The organism is Pseudomonas sp. 10(2024) (genome assembly GCF_045164175.1).
GTDB classification, from domain to species: domain Bacteria; phylum Pseudomonadota; class Gammaproteobacteria; order Pseudomonadales; family Pseudomonadaceae; genus Aquipseudomonas; species Aquipseudomonas alloputida.
On sequence record NZ_CP174006.1, the window covers coordinates 469,755 to 486,023 of the forward strand.

The 16,269-nt window shown below is 62.0% G+C and carries 13 protein-coding genes; 12 read left to right on the plus strand and 1 reads right to left on the minus strand.

Annotated features, from left to right (window positions below):
- Positions 1–69: 69 nt before the first annotated feature.
- The 9 genes from ACI7M0_RS02000 to trpE all read left to right on the plus strand — a co-directional run bounded on the left by ACI7M0_RS02000 (position 70) and on the right by trpE (position 10,930).
- Positions 70–2,457 (plus strand): PAS domain S-box protein, encoded by a 2,388-nt coding sequence (locus ACI7M0_RS02000; RefSeq protein ID WP_129933056.1) that lies wholly within the window; start codon positions 70–72, stop codon positions 2,455–2,457.
- Positions 2,458–2,464: 7 nt separating this feature from the next.
- Positions 2,465–3,097: a response regulator transcription factor gene (locus ACI7M0_RS02005; protein ID WP_172830947.1), complete on the plus strand. Its 633-nt coding sequence runs from the start codon at positions 2,465–2,467 to the stop codon at positions 3,095–3,097.
- 295 nt (positions 3,098–3,392) lie between these two features.
- A complete protein-coding gene (locus ACI7M0_RS02010) occupies positions 3,393–4,517 on the plus strand; it encodes an ABC transporter ATP-binding protein (protein ID WP_003255547.1) in 1,125 nt (374 codons plus the stop codon).
- Between the two features lie 40 nt (positions 4,518–4,557).
- Positions 4,558–5,592 carry an ABC transporter substrate-binding protein gene (locus ACI7M0_RS02015; protein ID WP_129933057.1) on the plus strand — a complete coding sequence of 345 codons (1,035 nt, stop codon included), beginning with the start codon at positions 4,558–4,560 and terminating at the stop codon, positions 5,590–5,592.
- Positions 5,593–5,652: 60 nt separating this feature from the next.
- Positions 5,653–6,900, plus strand: coding sequence for an ABC transporter permease (locus tag ACI7M0_RS02020; protein WP_129933059.1), 1,248 nt, complete (start codon positions 5,653–5,655; stop codon positions 6,898–6,900).
- Between the two features lie 10 nt (positions 6,901–6,910).
- On the plus strand, positions 6,911–7,738 hold the full coding sequence (locus ACI7M0_RS02025; protein ID WP_014589454.1) for an ABC transporter permease: 828 nt from the start codon (positions 6,911–6,913) through the stop codon (positions 7,736–7,738).
- Between the two features lie 151 nt (positions 7,739–7,889).
- A complete protein-coding gene (gene rpe / locus ACI7M0_RS02030) occupies positions 7,890–8,564 on the plus strand; it encodes a ribulose-phosphate 3-epimerase (RefSeq protein ID WP_129933061.1) in 675 nt (224 codons plus the stop codon).
- Positions 8,561–9,379: a phosphoglycolate phosphatase gene (locus ACI7M0_RS02035; protein WP_070383380.1), complete on the plus strand. Its 819-nt coding sequence runs from the start codon at positions 8,561–8,563 to the stop codon at positions 9,377–9,379. The genes rpe and ACI7M0_RS02035 overlap by 4 nt, the downstream gene beginning before the upstream one ends.
- Positions 9,380–9,448: 69 nt before the next feature.
- The gene (trpE, locus tag ACI7M0_RS02040) at positions 9,449–10,930 is read left to right on the plus strand and encodes an anthranilate synthase component I (RefSeq protein ID WP_129933063.1); all 1,482 of its coding nucleotides are present in this window, start codon (positions 9,449–9,451) and stop codon (positions 10,928–10,930) included.
- 524 nt (positions 10,931–11,454) lie between these two features.
- Here the strand turns inward: trpE and estP are convergent.
- Positions 11,455–13,344, minus strand: coding sequence for an esterase EstP (gene estP, locus ACI7M0_RS02045; RefSeq protein WP_129933065.1), 1,890 nt, complete (start codon positions 13,342–13,344; stop codon positions 11,455–11,457).
- A gap of 367 nt (positions 13,345–13,711) precedes the next feature.
- Between estP and ACI7M0_RS02050 the strand changes: the two genes are divergently transcribed.
- From ACI7M0_RS02050 to trpC, 3 genes are read left to right on the plus strand one after another with little or no spacing between them, the layout of a single operon-like run.
- Positions 13,712–14,305 (plus strand): aminodeoxychorismate/anthranilate synthase component II, encoded by a 594-nt coding sequence (locus ACI7M0_RS02050; RefSeq protein WP_003255531.1) that lies wholly within the window; start codon positions 13,712–13,714, stop codon positions 14,303–14,305.
- Between the two features lie 9 nt (positions 14,306–14,314).
- Positions 14,315–15,364 (plus strand): anthranilate phosphoribosyltransferase, encoded by a 1,050-nt coding sequence (gene trpD / locus ACI7M0_RS02055; protein WP_010951756.1) that lies wholly within the window; start codon positions 14,315–14,317, stop codon positions 15,362–15,364.
- On the plus strand, positions 15,361–16,194 hold the full coding sequence (gene trpC, locus ACI7M0_RS02060) for an indole-3-glycerol phosphate synthase TrpC (RefSeq protein ID WP_003255528.1): 834 nt from the start codon (positions 15,361–15,363) through the stop codon (positions 16,192–16,194). The genes trpD and trpC overlap by 4 nt, the downstream gene beginning before the upstream one ends.
- The last annotated feature ends 75 nt before the right edge of the window (positions 16,195–16,269 follow it).

Genomic DNA, 16,269 nt, shown 5'->3' on the forward strand with positions numbered 1-16,269 from the left:
CGGCAGCCTAATAGTATTTGCCCGTGACGGCCATGCTGCATGGCCGTCTTTGCCAAGTCGAGCGTATAGATGAAGCGAGTGCGTCGCCTGTTGGTTATCGGCTGCTTGTGGCTGCCCTTGATTGCCTGGGCCAAGCCCGAGGCGCTGCCAACTGTGGTGCTGGAGCCTGACCAGCAGCAGTGGCTTGACACCCACCGCAGCCTGCGTGTCGGCCTGGTGTTGCAGGCGCCCTACGCCCAGTTCGACCGGCGTCTGCAGCAACTGTATGGGGCAAATGTGGAGCTGGTGAACAGCCTGGCGCAGACGCTGCAGCTGGACCTCACCTGGCGTAACTTCACTGACCAGGCCAGTTTGGAACATGCCCTGCAGAGCGGCGAAATCGACTTCGCCCCTGGCCTTACCCAGACGCCGGCCAGCCTGCGCCTGTGGCTATTCAGCGACCCGTACATGCGCGTGCCACAGCTGGTGGTGGGGCCGCGCACCGGGGCCATGGCCGTGGAACTGGAAAAGCTTGAAGCCGAGCAACGCGTCGCGGTGCGCATGCCCAGCCCGCTGGCGGATTACCTGCGCGGCAACTACGGCAACCTCAACCTGCAGGGGGTGCCCGACGATCGTGAGGCCTTGCAACTGGTGGTAGGTGGCCAGGCCAGTTTCGCCGTGCTGGATGAAGCGCAGCTCAGCCGCCTGTCGCGCGAGAGCGAGTTCGGTGAGCTGGCGGTGGTCGGCGATATTGGCCTGCCGCAACTGTTGCGTATCGGTTCGCGGCGCGACTGGCCGATGCTGGCCGATGTACTTGAACGTGGCTTGCAGGCCGTGCCGGCCAAGGAGCTGGAACAACTGCATCAGCGCTGGTTGCAGCCGAAGTACCCGCGCCTGAGCGAGTCGCCGGGCTTCTGGCAGAACATGGCCTTGCTGTTCGGTCTGTTGCTGTTGTGTGCCTTGGCCACGCTGGTGTGGCAACGCCGTCAGCAGCGCCAGTTGGAGCGCAGCCTGCTGGCCGCGCGAGAAAGCCTTGTTGAGCGCCAGGTGCGCGAAGAGGCGTTGCGCCTGAGCCAGTTCGCCATCGATCAGAGCACCGTGGGTATCCTCTGGGTCAACTGGGACAGCCATGTGCGTTACGCCAACCATGCCGCCGAGCGCATGTTGGGCTACAGCGAAGGGGCGTTGCTGGAGCGGCCGCTGAGCGACTTCGAGCCGAGCCTGAACATGGACCGTTGGCTAGAGCTGTGGAAGGGGGCGCGGAAAGGGGCGGGGGGTGTCGGTCAATTTGAGACGCAATGCCGGCGGGCTGATCAAAGCTTGCTACCCGTGGAGCTGTCGCTGAGCTTTCTGCGCTTTCGTGATTCCGAATATCTGGTGGTCTACCTCGCCGATGTCACCGAGCGCCACCGTGCCTTGGCGGCCCTTCGCGAAAGCGAGGCGCGGCTCAAGGGCATTGCTGGCAACGTACCAGGGTTGGTATTTCGCCTGGAGCGTGACCCGGCCGAGGGCGATCTGGAGTTCCCCTATATCAGTGAGGGTAGCGAGGCTTTGGTGGGTTATGCACCCAGCGAGATCCAGCACCCGCAGATGGGCCTGCGCAACCTGGTGCACCCCGAGGACCGTGCTGATTATCACAGGGTGCAGGACCTGGCCCTGGCCAGCGACCAGGACTGGTCCTGGCAGGGGCGCATCCTCACCCGGCAGGGCGAACAGCGCTGGGCCGATATCAAGGCCAGCGCCCGGCATCTGGGCAACGGCCAGGTGGTGTGGGACGGTGTAGTCTGGGACATCACACAGGGCAAGCGGGCCGAGCTGGCGCTGGCGAAGTCCCAGGAGCAGTTGCGCGAACTCTCGGCCCACCTGGAGAGCGTGCGTGAAGAAGAGAAAGCTCGTATCGCCCGGGAAGTGCATGATGAACTGGGGCAGATGCTGACCGTGCTCAAGCTGGAAGTGTCGATGTGCGAGCTGGCCTATGCCGAGCTGGACCCCGGCCTGAATGATCGCCTGGCGAGCATGAAACGCCTGATCGCCCAGTTGTTCCAGTTGGTGCGCGATGTCGCCACTGCCTTGCGTCCGCCGATCCTCGATGCCGGCATTGCCTCGGCCATCGAATGGCAGGCGCGGCGTTTCGAGGCACGTACGCAAATCCCCTGTCTGGTGCAAGTACCCGATAATCTGCCAGCATTGAGTGATGCCAAGGCCACCGGGCTGTTTCGTATCCTCCAGGAGGCGCTGACCAATGTGATGCGTCACGCTCAGGCGCACAGCGTAGAGATTGAGCTGGTACGTGAGGGCGGACAGTTGCGCATGACGGTCAGTGATGATGGCCAAGGCTTTTGCCGCGAGCAGACCCGGCCCACCTCGTTTGGCCTGGTGGGTGTGCGCGAGCGGGTGCTGATGCTGGGGGGGAGCATGACGCTGGAAAGCGAGCCGGGCGAAGGCACCAGCCTGAGCGTGGCCATTCCGTTGGAGTAGGAGAGCAATCGTGATTCGAGTACTGGTGGCCGAAGACCACACCATTGTCCGTGAAGGCATCAAGCAGTTGATTGGCCTGGCCAAGGACATGCAAGTGGCGGGGGAGGCCGGTAATGGCGAGCAGTTGCTCGAAACCCTGCGCCACACACCGTGCGAGGTGGTACTGCTGGACATCTCGATGCCGGGTGTGAACGGCCTGGAGGCGATCCCGCGTATCCGTGCGTTGCACGATGCTCCAGCGATCCTGATGTTGTCGATGCACGATGAGGCACAGATGGCGGCGCGGGCGCTGAAGGCCGGTGCGGCGGGCTATGCCACCAAAGACAGTGACCCCGCGCTGTTGTTGACGGCGATTCGTCGGGTGGCCGGTGGCGGGCGTTATATCGACCCGTCGCTGGCCGACCGCATGGTGTTCGAAGTAGGCCTCACCGAATCCCGGCCGTTGCACACACTGCTCTCGGAGCGGGAATTTTCGGTGTTCGAGCGCCTGGCCCAAGGCGCCAACGTCAACGACATTGCCCAGCAGTTGGCGCTGTCGAGCAAGACCATCAGCACCCACAAGGCACGCCTGATGCAGAAGTTGAAAGTGAACTCGCTGGCGGAGCTGGTGAAGTACGCCATGGAGCACAAGCTGATCTGATTGCGACATACGGGTGCCCGAAACTTGCCGAAGCCTCTGTGGGAGCGGGCATGCCCGCGAACGGGCCTGGCCTGCTGATCTCTATGGCTGAGCCGGCCTCTTCGCGGGCATGCCCGCTCCCACAGGTTTCGTGGTTGGCTCGCAAGGGCATTCCAATCCCGCCATCCTTGTAGGGCGATCCCTACAACAAATCTTCCATCCGGATGATGGCATTCTCTCAGTACCCCCGATTTTCGGGCGCTTGCGTCTCTTCTACTCTTTTGCCTACGCAGTCATCCAACAAGAAGGTGCAGGCATGAGCGAGGCGAAGTCGAACGCTGCAACCGGCGAAACGCTGGTCAGCTTCCGTGGTGTGCAGAAGAGCTACGACGGCGAGTCGCTGATCGTCAAAGACCTCAACCTGGATATCCGCAAGGGCGAGTTCCTCACCCTGCTTGGCCCGTCCGGCTCGGGCAAGACCACCAGCCTGATGATGCTGGCGGGCTTCGAAACGCCCACCGCCGGTGAAATCCAGCTTGGCGGGCGCTCGATCAACAACGTGCCGCCGCACAAGCGTGATATCGGCATGGTGTTCCAGAACTACGCGCTGTTTCCGCACATGACCGTGGCCGAGAACCTGGCCTTTCCGCTGACCGTGCGCAACCTGAGCAAGACCGACATCAGCGAGCGGGTCAAACGTGTGCTGAACATGGTGCAGCTCGACGCTTTCGCCAAACGCTACCCCGGCCAGTTGTCCGGTGGCCAGCAGCAGCGGGTGGCGCTGGCCCGGGCATTGGTGTTCGAGCCTCAGCTGGTGCTGATGGACGAGCCACTTGGCGCGCTGGACAAGCAGCTGCGCGAACACATGCAGATGGAGATCAAGCACATTCACCAACGTCTTGGTGTGACCGTGGTGTACGTGACCCACGACCAGGGCGAAGCGCTGACCATGTCCGACCGCGTGGCGGTGTTCCACCAGGGCGAAATCCAGCAGATCGCCGACCCGCGCACGCTGTACGAAGAGCCCTGCAACACCTTCGTCGCCAACTTCATCGGCGAGAACAACCGCATCAGCGGCACCCTGCTGGCCAGCGATGGCAAACGTTGCCAGGTGCAGTTGCCTCGCGGCGAGCGGGTCGAGGCGCTGGCGGTGAATGTCGGCCAGGCCGGCGAGCCGGTGACCCTGTCGATACGCCCGGAGCGCGTGCGCCTGAACGGCCACAGTGAAAGCTGCGTCAACCGGTTCTCTGGCCGGGTGGCCGAATTCATTTACCTGGGCGACCACGTGCGGGTGCGTCTGGAGGTTTGCGGCAAAGGCGACTTCTTCGTGAAACAGCCGATTGCCGAGCTCGACCCGGCGTTGGCCGTGGGCGATGTAGTACCGCTGGGCTGGGAGGTGGAGCACGCCCGCGCGCTCGATCCGATTGCCGAAGCCCATTGATGGATTGCTTCACCAACCCTGTACTGTGGAGAGAATAATAATGCGCAAGCAGTTGAAACTGACCGCCCTGGCTTTGGGGCTGTTCACCGCTGGCCAGGCCATGGCCGCAGACCTCACCGTGATCTCGTTCGGCGGCGCCAACAAGGCTGCCCAGGTCAAAGCGTTCTACGAACCCTGGGAAAAAGCGGGTAATGGCAAGATTGTCGCGGGTGAGTACAACGGCGAAATGGCCAAGGTCAAGGCAATGGTCGACACCAAGAGTGTGTCGTGGAACCTGGTAGAGGTTGAGTCGCCAGAGCTGGCGCGCGGTTGCGACGAGGGCATGTTCGAAGAGCTCGACCCAGCCCTGTTCGGCAATGAGGCCGACTACGTACCTGGTGCCATTCAGCCTTGCGGTGTGGGCTTCTTCGTCTGGTCCACGGTCATGGCCTACAACGCCGACAAGCTCAAGACCGCCCCCACCAGCTGGGCCGATTTCTGGGACACCAAGCAGTTCCCGGGCAAGCGCGGCCTGCGCAAGGGCGCCAAGTACACGATGGAATTTGCACTGATGGCCGACGGTGTTGCGCCCAAGGACGTCTACAAAGTGCTGGCAACCAAGGAAGGCCAGGACCGCGCCTTCAAGAAACTCGACGAACTCAAGCCCAGCATCCAGTGGTGGGAAGCGGGTGCACAGCCACCGCAGTTCCTGGCCTCTGGCGACGTGGTCATGAGCTCTGCCTACAACGGCCGTATCGCCGCTGTGCAGAAAGAGAGCAACCTCAAGGTGGTGTGGAACGGCGGCATCTACGACTTCGATGCATGGGCAATTCCCAAAGGCGCCAAAAACGTCGAAGAGGCGAAGAAGTTCATCGCCTACAGCGTCAAGCCCGAGCAGCAGAAGATCTACTCCGAAAACATCGCCTATGGCCCGGCCAACTCCAAGGCCGTGAGCCTGCTGTCGGACGAAGTGAAGAAAGACATGCCGACCACGCCTGAGAACATTGCCAACCAGGTGCAGATCGACGTGACGTTCTGGGCCGACAACAGCGAGCAGCTGGAGCAACGCTTCAACGCCTGGGCGGCGAAGAAGTAAACGTCCAGTGTGTGGGGCCGTAAAGCGGCCCCCAATTCAGCCTGTATTGCGGAGTTCGCCATGGCCATTGCAGTGCCCCTCAACGAAGGCGCAGGTCCAAGTCTCAAGCAGCGCCTCAAACACGCCGAGCGGGTCAACCGCTGGAAGGCGCAGGCGTTGATCGCGCCGCTGGCGCTGTTTCTTCTGCTGGTGTTCCTGGTGCCGATTGCGGCGCTGCTGTACAAGAGCGTCGGCAACCCTGAAGTAGTCGCCGGCCTGCCGCGCACGGTGGAAGTCATCAGCCAGTGGGATGGCAAGAGCCTGCCAGGCGAGGACGTTTACAAGGCGCTGAGCCAGGATTTGGCCGAGTCGCGCAAGAACCAGACCCTTGGTGACCTTTCCAAACGCTTGAACATGGAACTGGCCGGTTACCGCAGCTTGTTGACCAAGACTGCCCGTGCACTGCCCTTCAAGGCTGAGCCTGCCTCTTATAAAGAGGCATTGCAGGCTGTCGACGAGCGTTGGGGCGACCCGGCTTATTGGCAGGCGATACGCCGCAATACCAGTTCGGTGACTTCTTTCTACCTGCTGGCCTCGGTGGACCATCGCATCGATGACCTTGGTGAGCTGGCCAAGGCCACCCCGGACCAGGCCATTTACCTGGACATTTTTATCCGTACCCTGTGGATGGGCGTGGTGATTACCACTATCTGCCTGGTACTGGCCTACCCACTGGCCTACTTGTTGGCCAACCTGCCGACCCGGCAGAGCAACCTGCTGATGATTCTGGTGCTGTTGCCTTTCTGGACATCGATCCTGGTGCGGGTGGCGGCCTGGATCGTGCTGCTGCAGTCGGGTGGGCTGATCAATAGCGCGCTGATGGCCATGGGCATCATCGACCAGCCGCTGGAGCTGGTGTTCAACCGCACAGGCGTCTACATCTCGATGGTGCACATCCTGCTGCCGTTCATGATCCTGCCACTGTACAGCGTGATGAAGGGTATTTCCCCGGGGTACATGCGTGCGGCGATCTCGCTGGGCTGCCACCCGTTCGCCAGTTTCTGGCGGGTGTACTTCCCGCAGACTTACGCCGGTGTTGGCGCCGGTTGTCTGCTGGTGTTCATCCTGGCCATCGGTTACTACATCACCCCGGCGCTGCTGGGTAGCCCCAACGACCAGATGGTCAGCTACTTCGTCGCCTTCTATACCAACACCAGCATCAACTGGGGCATGGCCACCGCACTGGGCGGGCTGTTGCTGCTGGCGACCGTGCTGTTGTACCTGATCTATAGCTGGCTGGTCGGCGCCAGCCGTCTGCGCCTGAGCTGAGGAGCCTGTCATGCTGAGCCCATACATGTCGCCCGTGGAGCGGGTCTGGTTCTACAGCCTGCGCATTCTCTGTGGCTTGATCCTGCTGTTCCTGATCTTGCCAGTGCTGGTGATCGTGCCGCTGTCGTTCAACAGTGGCAGCTTCCTGGTGTACCCGCTGCAGGGCTTCTCGCTGCAGTGGTATCAGGACTTCTTCGGCTCGGCCGAATGGATGCGGGCATTGAAAAACAGCATCATCGTTGCCCCGGCGGCCACAGTGCTGGCCATGGTGTTCGGCACCTTGGCGGCCATCGGCCTGACCCGTGGCGATTTCCCCGGCAAGTCGCTGGTGATGGCGCTGGTAATCTCGCCCATGGTGGTGCCGGTAGTGATCATCGGGGTGGCCAGTTACCTGTTCTTCGCCCCTCTGGGCATGGGCAACAGTTTCACCTCGCTGATTCTGGTGCATGCGGTACTGGGTGTGCCGTTCGTCATCATCACCGTGTCGGCGACGCTGCAGGGGTTCAACTACAATCTGGTGCGTGCGGCGGCCAGCCTGGGAGCTTCGCCTCTGCTGGCTTTCCGCCGGGTGACCCTGCCGCTGATCGCACCCGGCGTCATCTCGGGCGCCCTGTTTGCCTTTGCCACCTCGTTTGACGAGGTGGTGGTGACGCTGTTCCTCGCCGGGCCGGAGCAGGCAACCCTGCCGCGGCAGATGTTCAGCGGTATTCGCGAGAACCTGAGCCCGACCATTGCCGCGGCGGCGACCTTGTTGATTGCGTTCTCGGTGGTGTTGCTGCTGACCCTGGAATGGTTGCGTGGGCGTAGTGAGAAGCTGAGGACCCAGCAGCCGGCCTGATGAGGGGTTGCCTGTGCGGGCCTCTTCGCGGCTAAAGCTGCGAAGAGGCCCGCACAGGTTGCGCTGGTCGACAGCAATTGATACCAATCAGCCTTCATCGCTTTCCCTGAGTTACAATGCGCGCCACCGTGACTCTGCCAACAGGTGCGCCATGCAGCCCTACGCTATTGCCCCCTCCATTCTCTCTGCCGATTTTGCCCGCCTGGGTGAAGAAGTCGACAAGGTATTGGCTGCGGGTGCAGACATCGTCCACTTCGATGTCATGGACAATCACTATGTCCCCAACCTGACCATCGGTCCGATGGTCTGTACCGCTCTGCGCAAGTACGGCGTTACTGCGCCGATCGACGTGCACCTGATGGTCAGCCCGGTTGACCGCATCATTGGCGACTTTATCGAAGCGGGCGCCACCTACATCACCTTCCACCCTGAAGCCACGCAGCACATCGACCGTTCGCTTCAGCTGATCAAGGATGGTGGCTGCAAGGCCGGCCTGGTATTCAACCCGGCCACCAGCCTGGACGCCCTGAAGTATGTGATGGACAAGATCGACATGGTGCTGCTGATGAGCGTCAACCCAGGCTTCGGCGGGCAGAAGTTCATCCCCGGCACCCTCGACAAGCTGCGCGAAGCGCGTGCGCTGATCGACGCCAGTGGCCGTGATATCCGTCTGGAGATCGATGGTGGCGTGAACGTCAACAACATCCGCGAGATCGCTGCCGCTGGCGCCGACACCTTCGTGGCCGGCTCGGCGATCTTCAACGCCCCGGACTATCAGGAAGTGATCGCCAAGATGCGCGCCGAACTGGCCCTGGCCCGCCCATGAGTGGCTTCGAGCAGCTGTTCCCGGGAACGCTGCCAAGGCTGGTGATGTTCGATCTGGACGGTACCCTGATCGATTCCGTGCCTGACCTGGCCGCCGCTGTGGACCGCATGCTGCTCGAACTGGGGCGCCCGCCTGCTGGCCTTGAGGCCGTGCGCCACTGGGTTGGCAATGGCGCTCAGGTGCTGGTGCGCCGCGCGTTGGCGGGCGGCATCGACCATGCCGACGTGGACGATGCGCTGGCAGATCAGGCGTTGGCGCTGTTCATGGACGCTTATGCCGAAAGCCATGAACTTACCGTGGTCTACCCCGGCGTGCGCGACACCCTGCGCTGGCTGCGCAAGCAGGGCGTGGAGATGGCGCTGATTACCAATAAGCCTGAGCGCTTTGTTGGCCCGCTGCTGGACCAGATGAAGATCGGTAATTTCTTCCGCTGGATCATTGGTGGCGACACCCTGCCGCAGAAAAAGCCCGACCCGGCGGCGTTGCTATTCGTCATGCAGATGGCCGGTGTTACCCCGCAGCAGTCCCTGTTTGTCGGTGATTCGCGCAGTGACGTGCAGGCGGCGAAGGCGGCTGGCGTGCAATGCGTGGGCCTGACCTACGGCTATAACCATGGCCGGCCGATCGACGACGAATCCCCCAGCCTGGTAATCGACGACCTGCGCGCATTGCTGCCCGGTTGCGCAGACCCGGCCACTGGGATAACGTTGGCGGACCTTCAAGCCTCACAAGACAGAGAGTCCACCGTGGCGGTTACTGGCAAATTCTGGATGAAAGTCATCAAGGCCTTGGCCCGTTGGCGTTGGCGCGCCTGACTTCAGCCTGCCGGCGTGTGCCGGCCCGTCCGTTTGCCTGACCTATTGCTGCTTGCCACGAGACTACTCATGAACCGCGAAGAATTCCTGCGCCTGGCCGCTGCCGGCTACAACCGTATTCCCTTGGCCTGTGAAACCTTGGCCGACTTCGACACGCCACTGTCGATCTACCTGAAACTGGCTGACCAGCCCAACTCGTACCTGCTCGAATCGGTGCAGGGCGGGGAGAAGTGGGGCCGTTACTCGATGATCGGCTTGCCATCGCGCACCGTGATGCGTGTGCATGGCTACCGTGTCAGCATCCTGCACGATGGCGTCGAGGTGGAAAGCTGCGAGGTCGGAGACCCGCTGGCATTCGTTGAAACCTTCAAGGACCGCTACAAAGTTGCCGATATCCCCGGCCTGCCGCGTTTCAATGGCGGCCTGGTCGGCTACTTTGGCTACGACTGCGTGCGTTATGTTGAAAAGCGCCTGGGGGCCAGCCCCAACCCAGACCCGCTGGGCGTACCGGATATCCTGCTGATGGTGTCCGACGCGGTGGTGGTGTTCGACAACCTGGCGGGCAAGATGCACGCCATCGTGTTGGTCGACCCAGCTGAAGATCAGGCCTTCGAACAGGGCCAGGCACGCCTGCAAGGCTTGCTGGAAACCTTGCGCCAGCCAATCACCCCGCGCCGCGGCCTGGACCTGAGTGGCCCGCAGGCAGCCGAGCCGGCGTTCCGCTCCAGCTACACCCGCGAGGATTACGAAAACGCCGTCGGTCGTATCAAGGAATATATCCTGGCCGGGGACTGTATGCAGGTGGTGCCGTCGCAGCGCATGTCGATCGACTTCAAGGCTGCGCCTATCGACCTGTATCGCGCGCTACGCTGCTTCAACCCGACGCCGTACATGTACTTCTTCAACTTCGGTGACTTCCATGTGGTCGGCAGCTCGCCCGAAGTGCTGGTACGTGTCGAGGACAACCTGGTCACCGTGCGCCCGATTGCCGGTACCCGCCCGCGTGGTGCGACCGAAGAGGCCGATCGTGCGCTGGAAGACGACCTGCTGTCGGACGACAAGGAAATTGCCGAGCACCTGATGCTGATCGATCTGGGTCGCAACGATGTCGGTCGTGTATCTTCGACCGGCAGTGTGCGCCTGACCGAGAAGATGGTGATCGAGCGTTACTCCAACGTGATGCACATTGTTTCCAACGTTACCGGCCAGCTGCGTGAAGGCCTGACGGCGATGGATGCACTGCGGGCGATTCTGCCGGCTGGCACCTTGTCGGGTGCGCCCAAGATCCGGGCGATGGAGATTATCGACGAGCTGGAGCCGGTCAAGCGTGGGGTTTACGGCGGTGCCGTCGGCTATTTTGCCTGGAACGGCAACATGGATACCGCAATTGCCATTCGTACCGCAGTGATCAAGGACGGCGAGCTGCATGTGCAGGCCGGTGGCGGCATCGTTGCCGACTCGGTGCCGGCGCTGGAATGGGAAGAAACCATCAACAAGCGCCGGGCGATGTTCCGTGCGGTGGCGTTGGCCGAGCAGACTTCCGCCAGATAAATTGATTGGGGCTGCTGCGCAGCTCATTCGCGGGTAAACCACGCTCCTACAAGGTTGTGTAGGAGCGGGTTTACCCGCGAAAGGGCCGGGCCTGCTGGCCAATTTCTACCTACCGTTCACCGTTGCCGCCGTCACCGTATTCGCGGGTAAACCCGCTCCTACATGGATTGCGCAAGCCTCAGGCATACGGGGCCGTCGTAGGAGCGGGTTCACCCGCGAATGGGCCGGGCCTGCTGGCCAATTTCTACCTACCGTTCACCGTTGCCGCCGCTATCGTATTCGCGGGTAAACCCGCTCCTACAAGGGTTGCGCAAGCCTCAGGCATACGAGGCCGTCGTAGGAGCGGGTTCACCCGCGAATGGGCCGGGCCTGCTGGCCAATTTCTACCTGCCGTTCACCGTTGTTGCCGCCACCGTATTCGCGGGTAAACCCGCTCCTACGAGGGTTGCGCAAGCCTCAGGCATACGAGGCCGTCGTAGGAGCGGGTTCACCCGCGAATGGGCCGCAAAGCGGCCCCCAGCAATTCAGAAGTCCACGCTAACCCCCACGCTAATGCCCTGCTGCGTCAACTCATCACTCTTGCGCCAGTTGTAGTTCCCGCGCAAATGCACCCCTGCCAGCAGTTCATGGCTCACACCCAGGCTCGCCCGGGTCAGGTCGCTGTGCGGCGTATACCCGGTCAGGGTGAAGTCATTCGCCGGCAAGCTGGTCAGGTGCATCGTCACATCCTGCTCGTCGTCCTCGAACTCATGCTCCTGCGCCACCTCGGCGAAAAGCCGGGTACTTGGCAGTACCTGCACACTGCCCAGCAGCCCCACGCCCAGGCGGCGTGACGTGCGCTCCTGGTCATCGAAGGCAAGCGCCGTCGAGCGCCCGCTTTTCTCGTCGTAGCCATCCACCTTCACCCGCGCATAGTCGGCACTGATGAAAGGTGCCAACTGCCAGTTGCTGGTGTCGGCCGCCAGGTTGTAGCCCAGCCGCCCGGACATTGCCCAGGCCTCGCCGTCGGTGTCGCCCTTCTCACTGCGGTCATTCACGCCCAGGGCGAAGGTACGCTTGAGGTCGCTGTAGTCCAGGTGCCCGGCGGTCAGCGCCGCGTCGGCCCACCAGCGGTCCTGGCGGTATTGGGCAAAGGCACTGGCCATATAGCTGTTCAGCTTGTAGTGCGAGTCCTGTTCACCAGCTTCCAGCTTCTGCCGGTACGCACCGCCGGCCAGGCCCAGGCGCCAGGCGTCGTTCAGGCGATAGCTGCCGCCCACGGTCAGGTTGTAGCCGCGGCCGTCACCGCTGGCCGCGCTGTGCTGGCCGTCGAAGTCCAGGTCCTGAGCGCCGCTGGCGACAAAGGCTTGCCATTGGCCAACTGCTTGCCAAGGCGTCTGCCACTGATTACGCAACTCATCCTGGTGAGCCCGCAGGCTGGCGTGGGCCATTTCCGGTAGCAGGGTCAGTTCCCAGGGGGCCGCGAGAATCGAGTAGGCGTAATCGGCAATCAGCTGCTGACCCGCGATGGTCGGGTGGACCGAGTCGTTGAACAGCAGTTTGGTCGGGTCTGGCGTTGTGCCGTTGATCCCGTACACCGGGTTTTCCACGCAGCTATCGCCGCTGTAGCAGGTGCCGACCAGGTTCTGGTCGCTGGCCAGGCCGAACTGACTGGGGCTGGCCAGCGCCTCGCTCAACAGCACAGGGATGTTCAGTGGAATGATCTGGGCATCGATCTGCCCTAGCTGGCTGATCAGTGACTGGTTGAACGCAGCGGAGAGCAGTGACAGTGGGTTTTGCTGTGGCGTGCCGCTGAAATTGGGCGTTTGGCCGAGGTCAGGTAGCAGCCAGACCATGATGTAGCGCGCGCCTCCTTGCTGAAGCGCTTGGGCGCTGGCAGCCAGGCGGGCGCCGGCGGCTACGGCGTCGGCCGGGCTATTCACCAGGCCCTGAAGGAAGTCGTTGCCGCCGCCTGTCAGGTAGTACAAGGCATTGGGGTCGGCGCGCAGGCCGTTGGCCAGGTAGCCGGGGCGCTCGCGCAGCACCTGCCCGGCATTGGGGTTTCCTGGTGGGATGACGGTCTCGGACGTTGTCGTGATCGAGTCCAGGATCTGCTGGGTGGTGTACCCGCCGACTGCCCAGTTATTACCATCGGGCTGGATGCCTACGGATGTCGACGGGTTAAGGTCGCCTGGCGCAACGCCCAGGCGGCCACCGAGGATCATCGGCGACACCGGGGCGAAGTTGCCGACGGCGTCACGGTTGGTGAAACGCGCGCCTGGGGTACCGCCAACAAGATCGGGAAACTGCCCGGCATCGGCGAGGCTGTCGCCAAACACGATCAGGGTTGAATAGGGCGAAGGGCCGGCCAACGCCTGGCTGCAGGCCAGGGCCAGTGAAGCGAGGGTAAAGCGCAATAACGGGGCTTTTCGCATCGGGGAACATCCTTTTCTTTGTTTTTATCAGGACAAGCCCATCGACCTTAGCAAATCGTCGTGCTTCGCTCCCAAGTCCATTCGTTTCCCCGTGTTTACAGGCATATTGCGCCCGTCGCCCCGGTAGGCTACTGTGCCGGGACGTATGAGCGAGACCTATCCTGTGTTGATCGTCAGCAAACTCTTGATGCGCGTAATCAAGGCCCACGCCCGTTGGCGTTGGCGCGCCTGACTTTATCTCCTGCCGGCCCGCCCGGCCCGTCCCCGTTTGCCTTCTCGTTTACCGCCCGTTGTGGCAAAGCCGCGCCTGTGGCTGGTGCCGGAAGGTTCGAATCATGAAGTCAGTAGATTCAAGAGGTTTAACACCATGTTACTGATGATCGACAATTACGACTCATTCACTTACAACGTTGTTCAGTACCTTGGCGAGCTGGGTGCCGAGGTCAAGGTCATTCGCAATGACGAAATGACCATCGCCCAGATTGAGGCCCTTAACCCTGAGCGCATCGTCGTATCTCCGGGCCCGTGCACCCCAAGCGAGGCAGGCGTGTCCATCGAGGCCATCCTGCATTTCGCCGGGAAGTTGCCAATCCTCGGCGTATGCCTGGGCCACCAGTCAATCGGGCAGGCCTTTGGCGGCGACGTTGTACGTGCACGCCAAGTCATGCACGGCAAGACCAGCCCGGTATATCACCGCGACCTGGGCGTGTTCGCCAGCCTTAACAACCCGCTGACCGTGACCCGTTACCATTCGCTGGTGGTAAAGCGTGAAACCTTGCCCGACTGCCTGGAAGTTACCGCCTGGACCTCCCATGCTGACGGCTCGGTCGATGAGATCATGGGCCTGCGCCACAAGACGCTGAATATCGAAGGGGTGCAATTCCACCCTGAGTCGATCCTGACCGAGCAGGGCCACGAACTGTTCGCCAACTTCCTCAAACAGACCGGCGGCCGCCGTTAAGGATCGAACATGGATATCAAGAGTGCGTTGAGCCGTATCGTCGGCCAGTTGGACCTGACTACCGAAGAAATGCGCGAGGTCATGCGCCAGATCATGACCGGTCAGTGCAGCGAGGCGCAGATAGGCGCTTTCCTGATGGGCATGCGCATGAAAAGCGAAAGCATCGACGAGATCGTCGGTGCGGTGTCGGTGATGCGCGAGCTGGCCGAAAAGGTCGAGCTGCAAAGCCTCGATGGTGTCGTCGATATTGTCGGTACCGGGGGTGATGGCGCCAACATCTTCAACGTGTCCACCGCTTCGTCCTTCGTCCTGGCGGCGGCGGGCTGCCCGGTGGCCAAGCATGGTAACCGCGCAGTCTCGGGCAAGAGCGGCAGTGCCGACCTGCTGGAAGCTGCCGGCATCTACCTGAACCTGACGCCAACTCAAGTGGCACGCTGCATCGACAGCCTGGGCATTGGCTTCATGTTCGCGCAAAGTCACCACTCGGCCATGAAACATGCCGCTGGCCCACGTCGAGAACTGGGGTTGCGCACCCTGTTCAATATGCTCGGCCCGCTTACGAATCCGGCCGGAGTGAAGCACCAGGTGGTCGGTGTGTTCGCGCAAACCCTTTGCCGCCCGCTGGCTGAGGTGCTGCAACGCCTGGGGAGCAAGCATGTGCTGGTCGTGCACTCGAAGGATGGTCTGGACGAGTTCAGCCTGGCTGCACCCACCTTCGTCGCCGAACTGAAAAATGACGAAATCACTGAATATTGGGTAGAGCCGGAAGACCTCGGCATGAAGAGCCAGAGCCTTCATGGCCTGGCTGTCGAGAGCCCGCAGGCTTCGCTGGAGTTGATCCGCGATGCGCTGGGCCGGCGCAAGACCGAGAACGGTCAGAAGGCCGCCGAGATGATCGTGCTTAATGCTGGCGCGGCACTGTACGCAGCCGACCATGCCATGAGCCTGAAAGCCGGTGTAGAACTGGCCCATGATGTACTGCACACCGGCCTGGCCTGGGAAAAGCTGCAGGAATTGGGTGCCTTTACTGCAGTATTCAAGGTGGAGAACGAAGCATGAGTGTGCCGACGGTGCTGGAAAGGATCATTGCCCGCAAGTTTCAGGAAGTGGCCGAGCGCAGTGCGCGCGTCAGCCTCGCCGAGCTGGAGGGCCTGGCCAAGGCCGCTGACGCCCCGCGAGGCTTCGCCAACGCGCTGATCGAGCAGGCCAAGCGCAAGCAGCCCGCGGTGATTGCCGAAATCAAGAAGGCTTCGCCAAGCAAGGGCGTGATCCGCGAGCACTTCGTGCCAGCGGAAATCGCGGTCAGCTACGAGAAGGGCGGGGCCACCTGCCTGTCGGTGTTGACCGATGTCGATTATTTCCAGGGTGCCGATGAGTACTTGCAGCAGGCCCGCGCGGCGGTTTCGCTGCCGGTGATCCGCAAGGACTTCATGGTCGACCCTTACCAGATCGTCGAAGCCCGGGCCCTGGGGGCAGATTGCGTACTGCTGATCGTGTCGGCGCTGGATGACGTGAAGATGGCTGAACTGGCCGCCACTGCCAAGGACGTCGGCCTCGACGTGCTGGTGGAAGTGCACGATGGCGATGAACTGGAGCGCGCGCTGAAAACCCTGGATACGCCGCTGGTTGGGGTGAACAACCGCAACCTGCACACCTTCGAGGTCAGCCTGGAAACCACCCTTGACCTGCTGCCGCGCATTCCGCGTGACCGTCTGGCGATTACCGAAAGCGGTATTCTCAACCGGGCCGATGTGGAGCTGATGGCAATCAACGAGGTTTACTCGTTCCTGGTGGGTGAGGCGTTCATGCGCGCCGAGCAGCCTGGCCTGGAATTACAGCGGCTGTTCTTCCCCGAGCAGGTGAAGAAGACTGTTCAGCAACTGGACTGATCAAATGAAGCCGGCGTTTTTGCCGGCTTTTTTGTACCTGTAATGGCCTCTTTGCGGGTAGGCCCGCCCCTACAC

Coding starts and splice junctions, on each gene's coding strand:
- ACI7M0_RS02000 (WP_129933056.1), top strand. CDS start 70: ATGAAGCGAGTGCGTCGCCTGTTGGTTATCGGCTGCTTGTGGCTGCCC.
- ACI7M0_RS02010 (WP_003255547.1), top strand. CDS start 3,393: ATGAGCGAGGCGAAGTCGAACGCTGCAACCGGCGAAACGCTGGTCAGC.
- ACI7M0_RS02015 (WP_129933057.1), top strand. CDS start 4,558: ATGCGCAAGCAGTTGAAACTGACCGCCCTGGCTTTGGGGCTGTTCACC.
- ACI7M0_RS02020 (WP_129933059.1), top strand. CDS start 5,653: ATGGCCATTGCAGTGCCCCTCAACGAAGGCGCAGGTCCAAGTCTCAAG.
- ACI7M0_RS02025 (WP_014589454.1), top strand. CDS start 6,911: ATGCTGAGCCCATACATGTCGCCCGTGGAGCGGGTCTGGTTCTACAGC.
- rpe (WP_129933061.1), top strand. CDS start 7,890: ATGCAGCCCTACGCTATTGCCCCCTCCATTCTCTCTGCCGATTTTGCC.
- ACI7M0_RS02035 (WP_070383380.1), top strand. CDS start 8,561: ATGAGTGGCTTCGAGCAGCTGTTCCCGGGAACGCTGCCAAGGCTGGTG.
- trpE (WP_129933063.1), top strand. CDS start 9,449: ATGAACCGCGAAGAATTCCTGCGCCTGGCCGCTGCCGGCTACAACCGT.
- estP (WP_129933065.1), bottom strand. CDS start 13,344: ATGCGAAAAGCCCCGTTATTGCGCTTTACCCTCGCTTCACTGGCCCTG.
- ACI7M0_RS02050 (WP_003255531.1), top strand. CDS start 13,712: ATGTTACTGATGATCGACAATTACGACTCATTCACTTACAACGTTGTT.
- trpD (WP_010951756.1), top strand. CDS start 14,315: ATGGATATCAAGAGTGCGTTGAGCCGTATCGTCGGCCAGTTGGACCTG.
- trpC (WP_003255528.1), top strand. CDS start 15,361: ATGAGTGTGCCGACGGTGCTGGAAAGGATCATTGCCCGCAAGTTTCAG.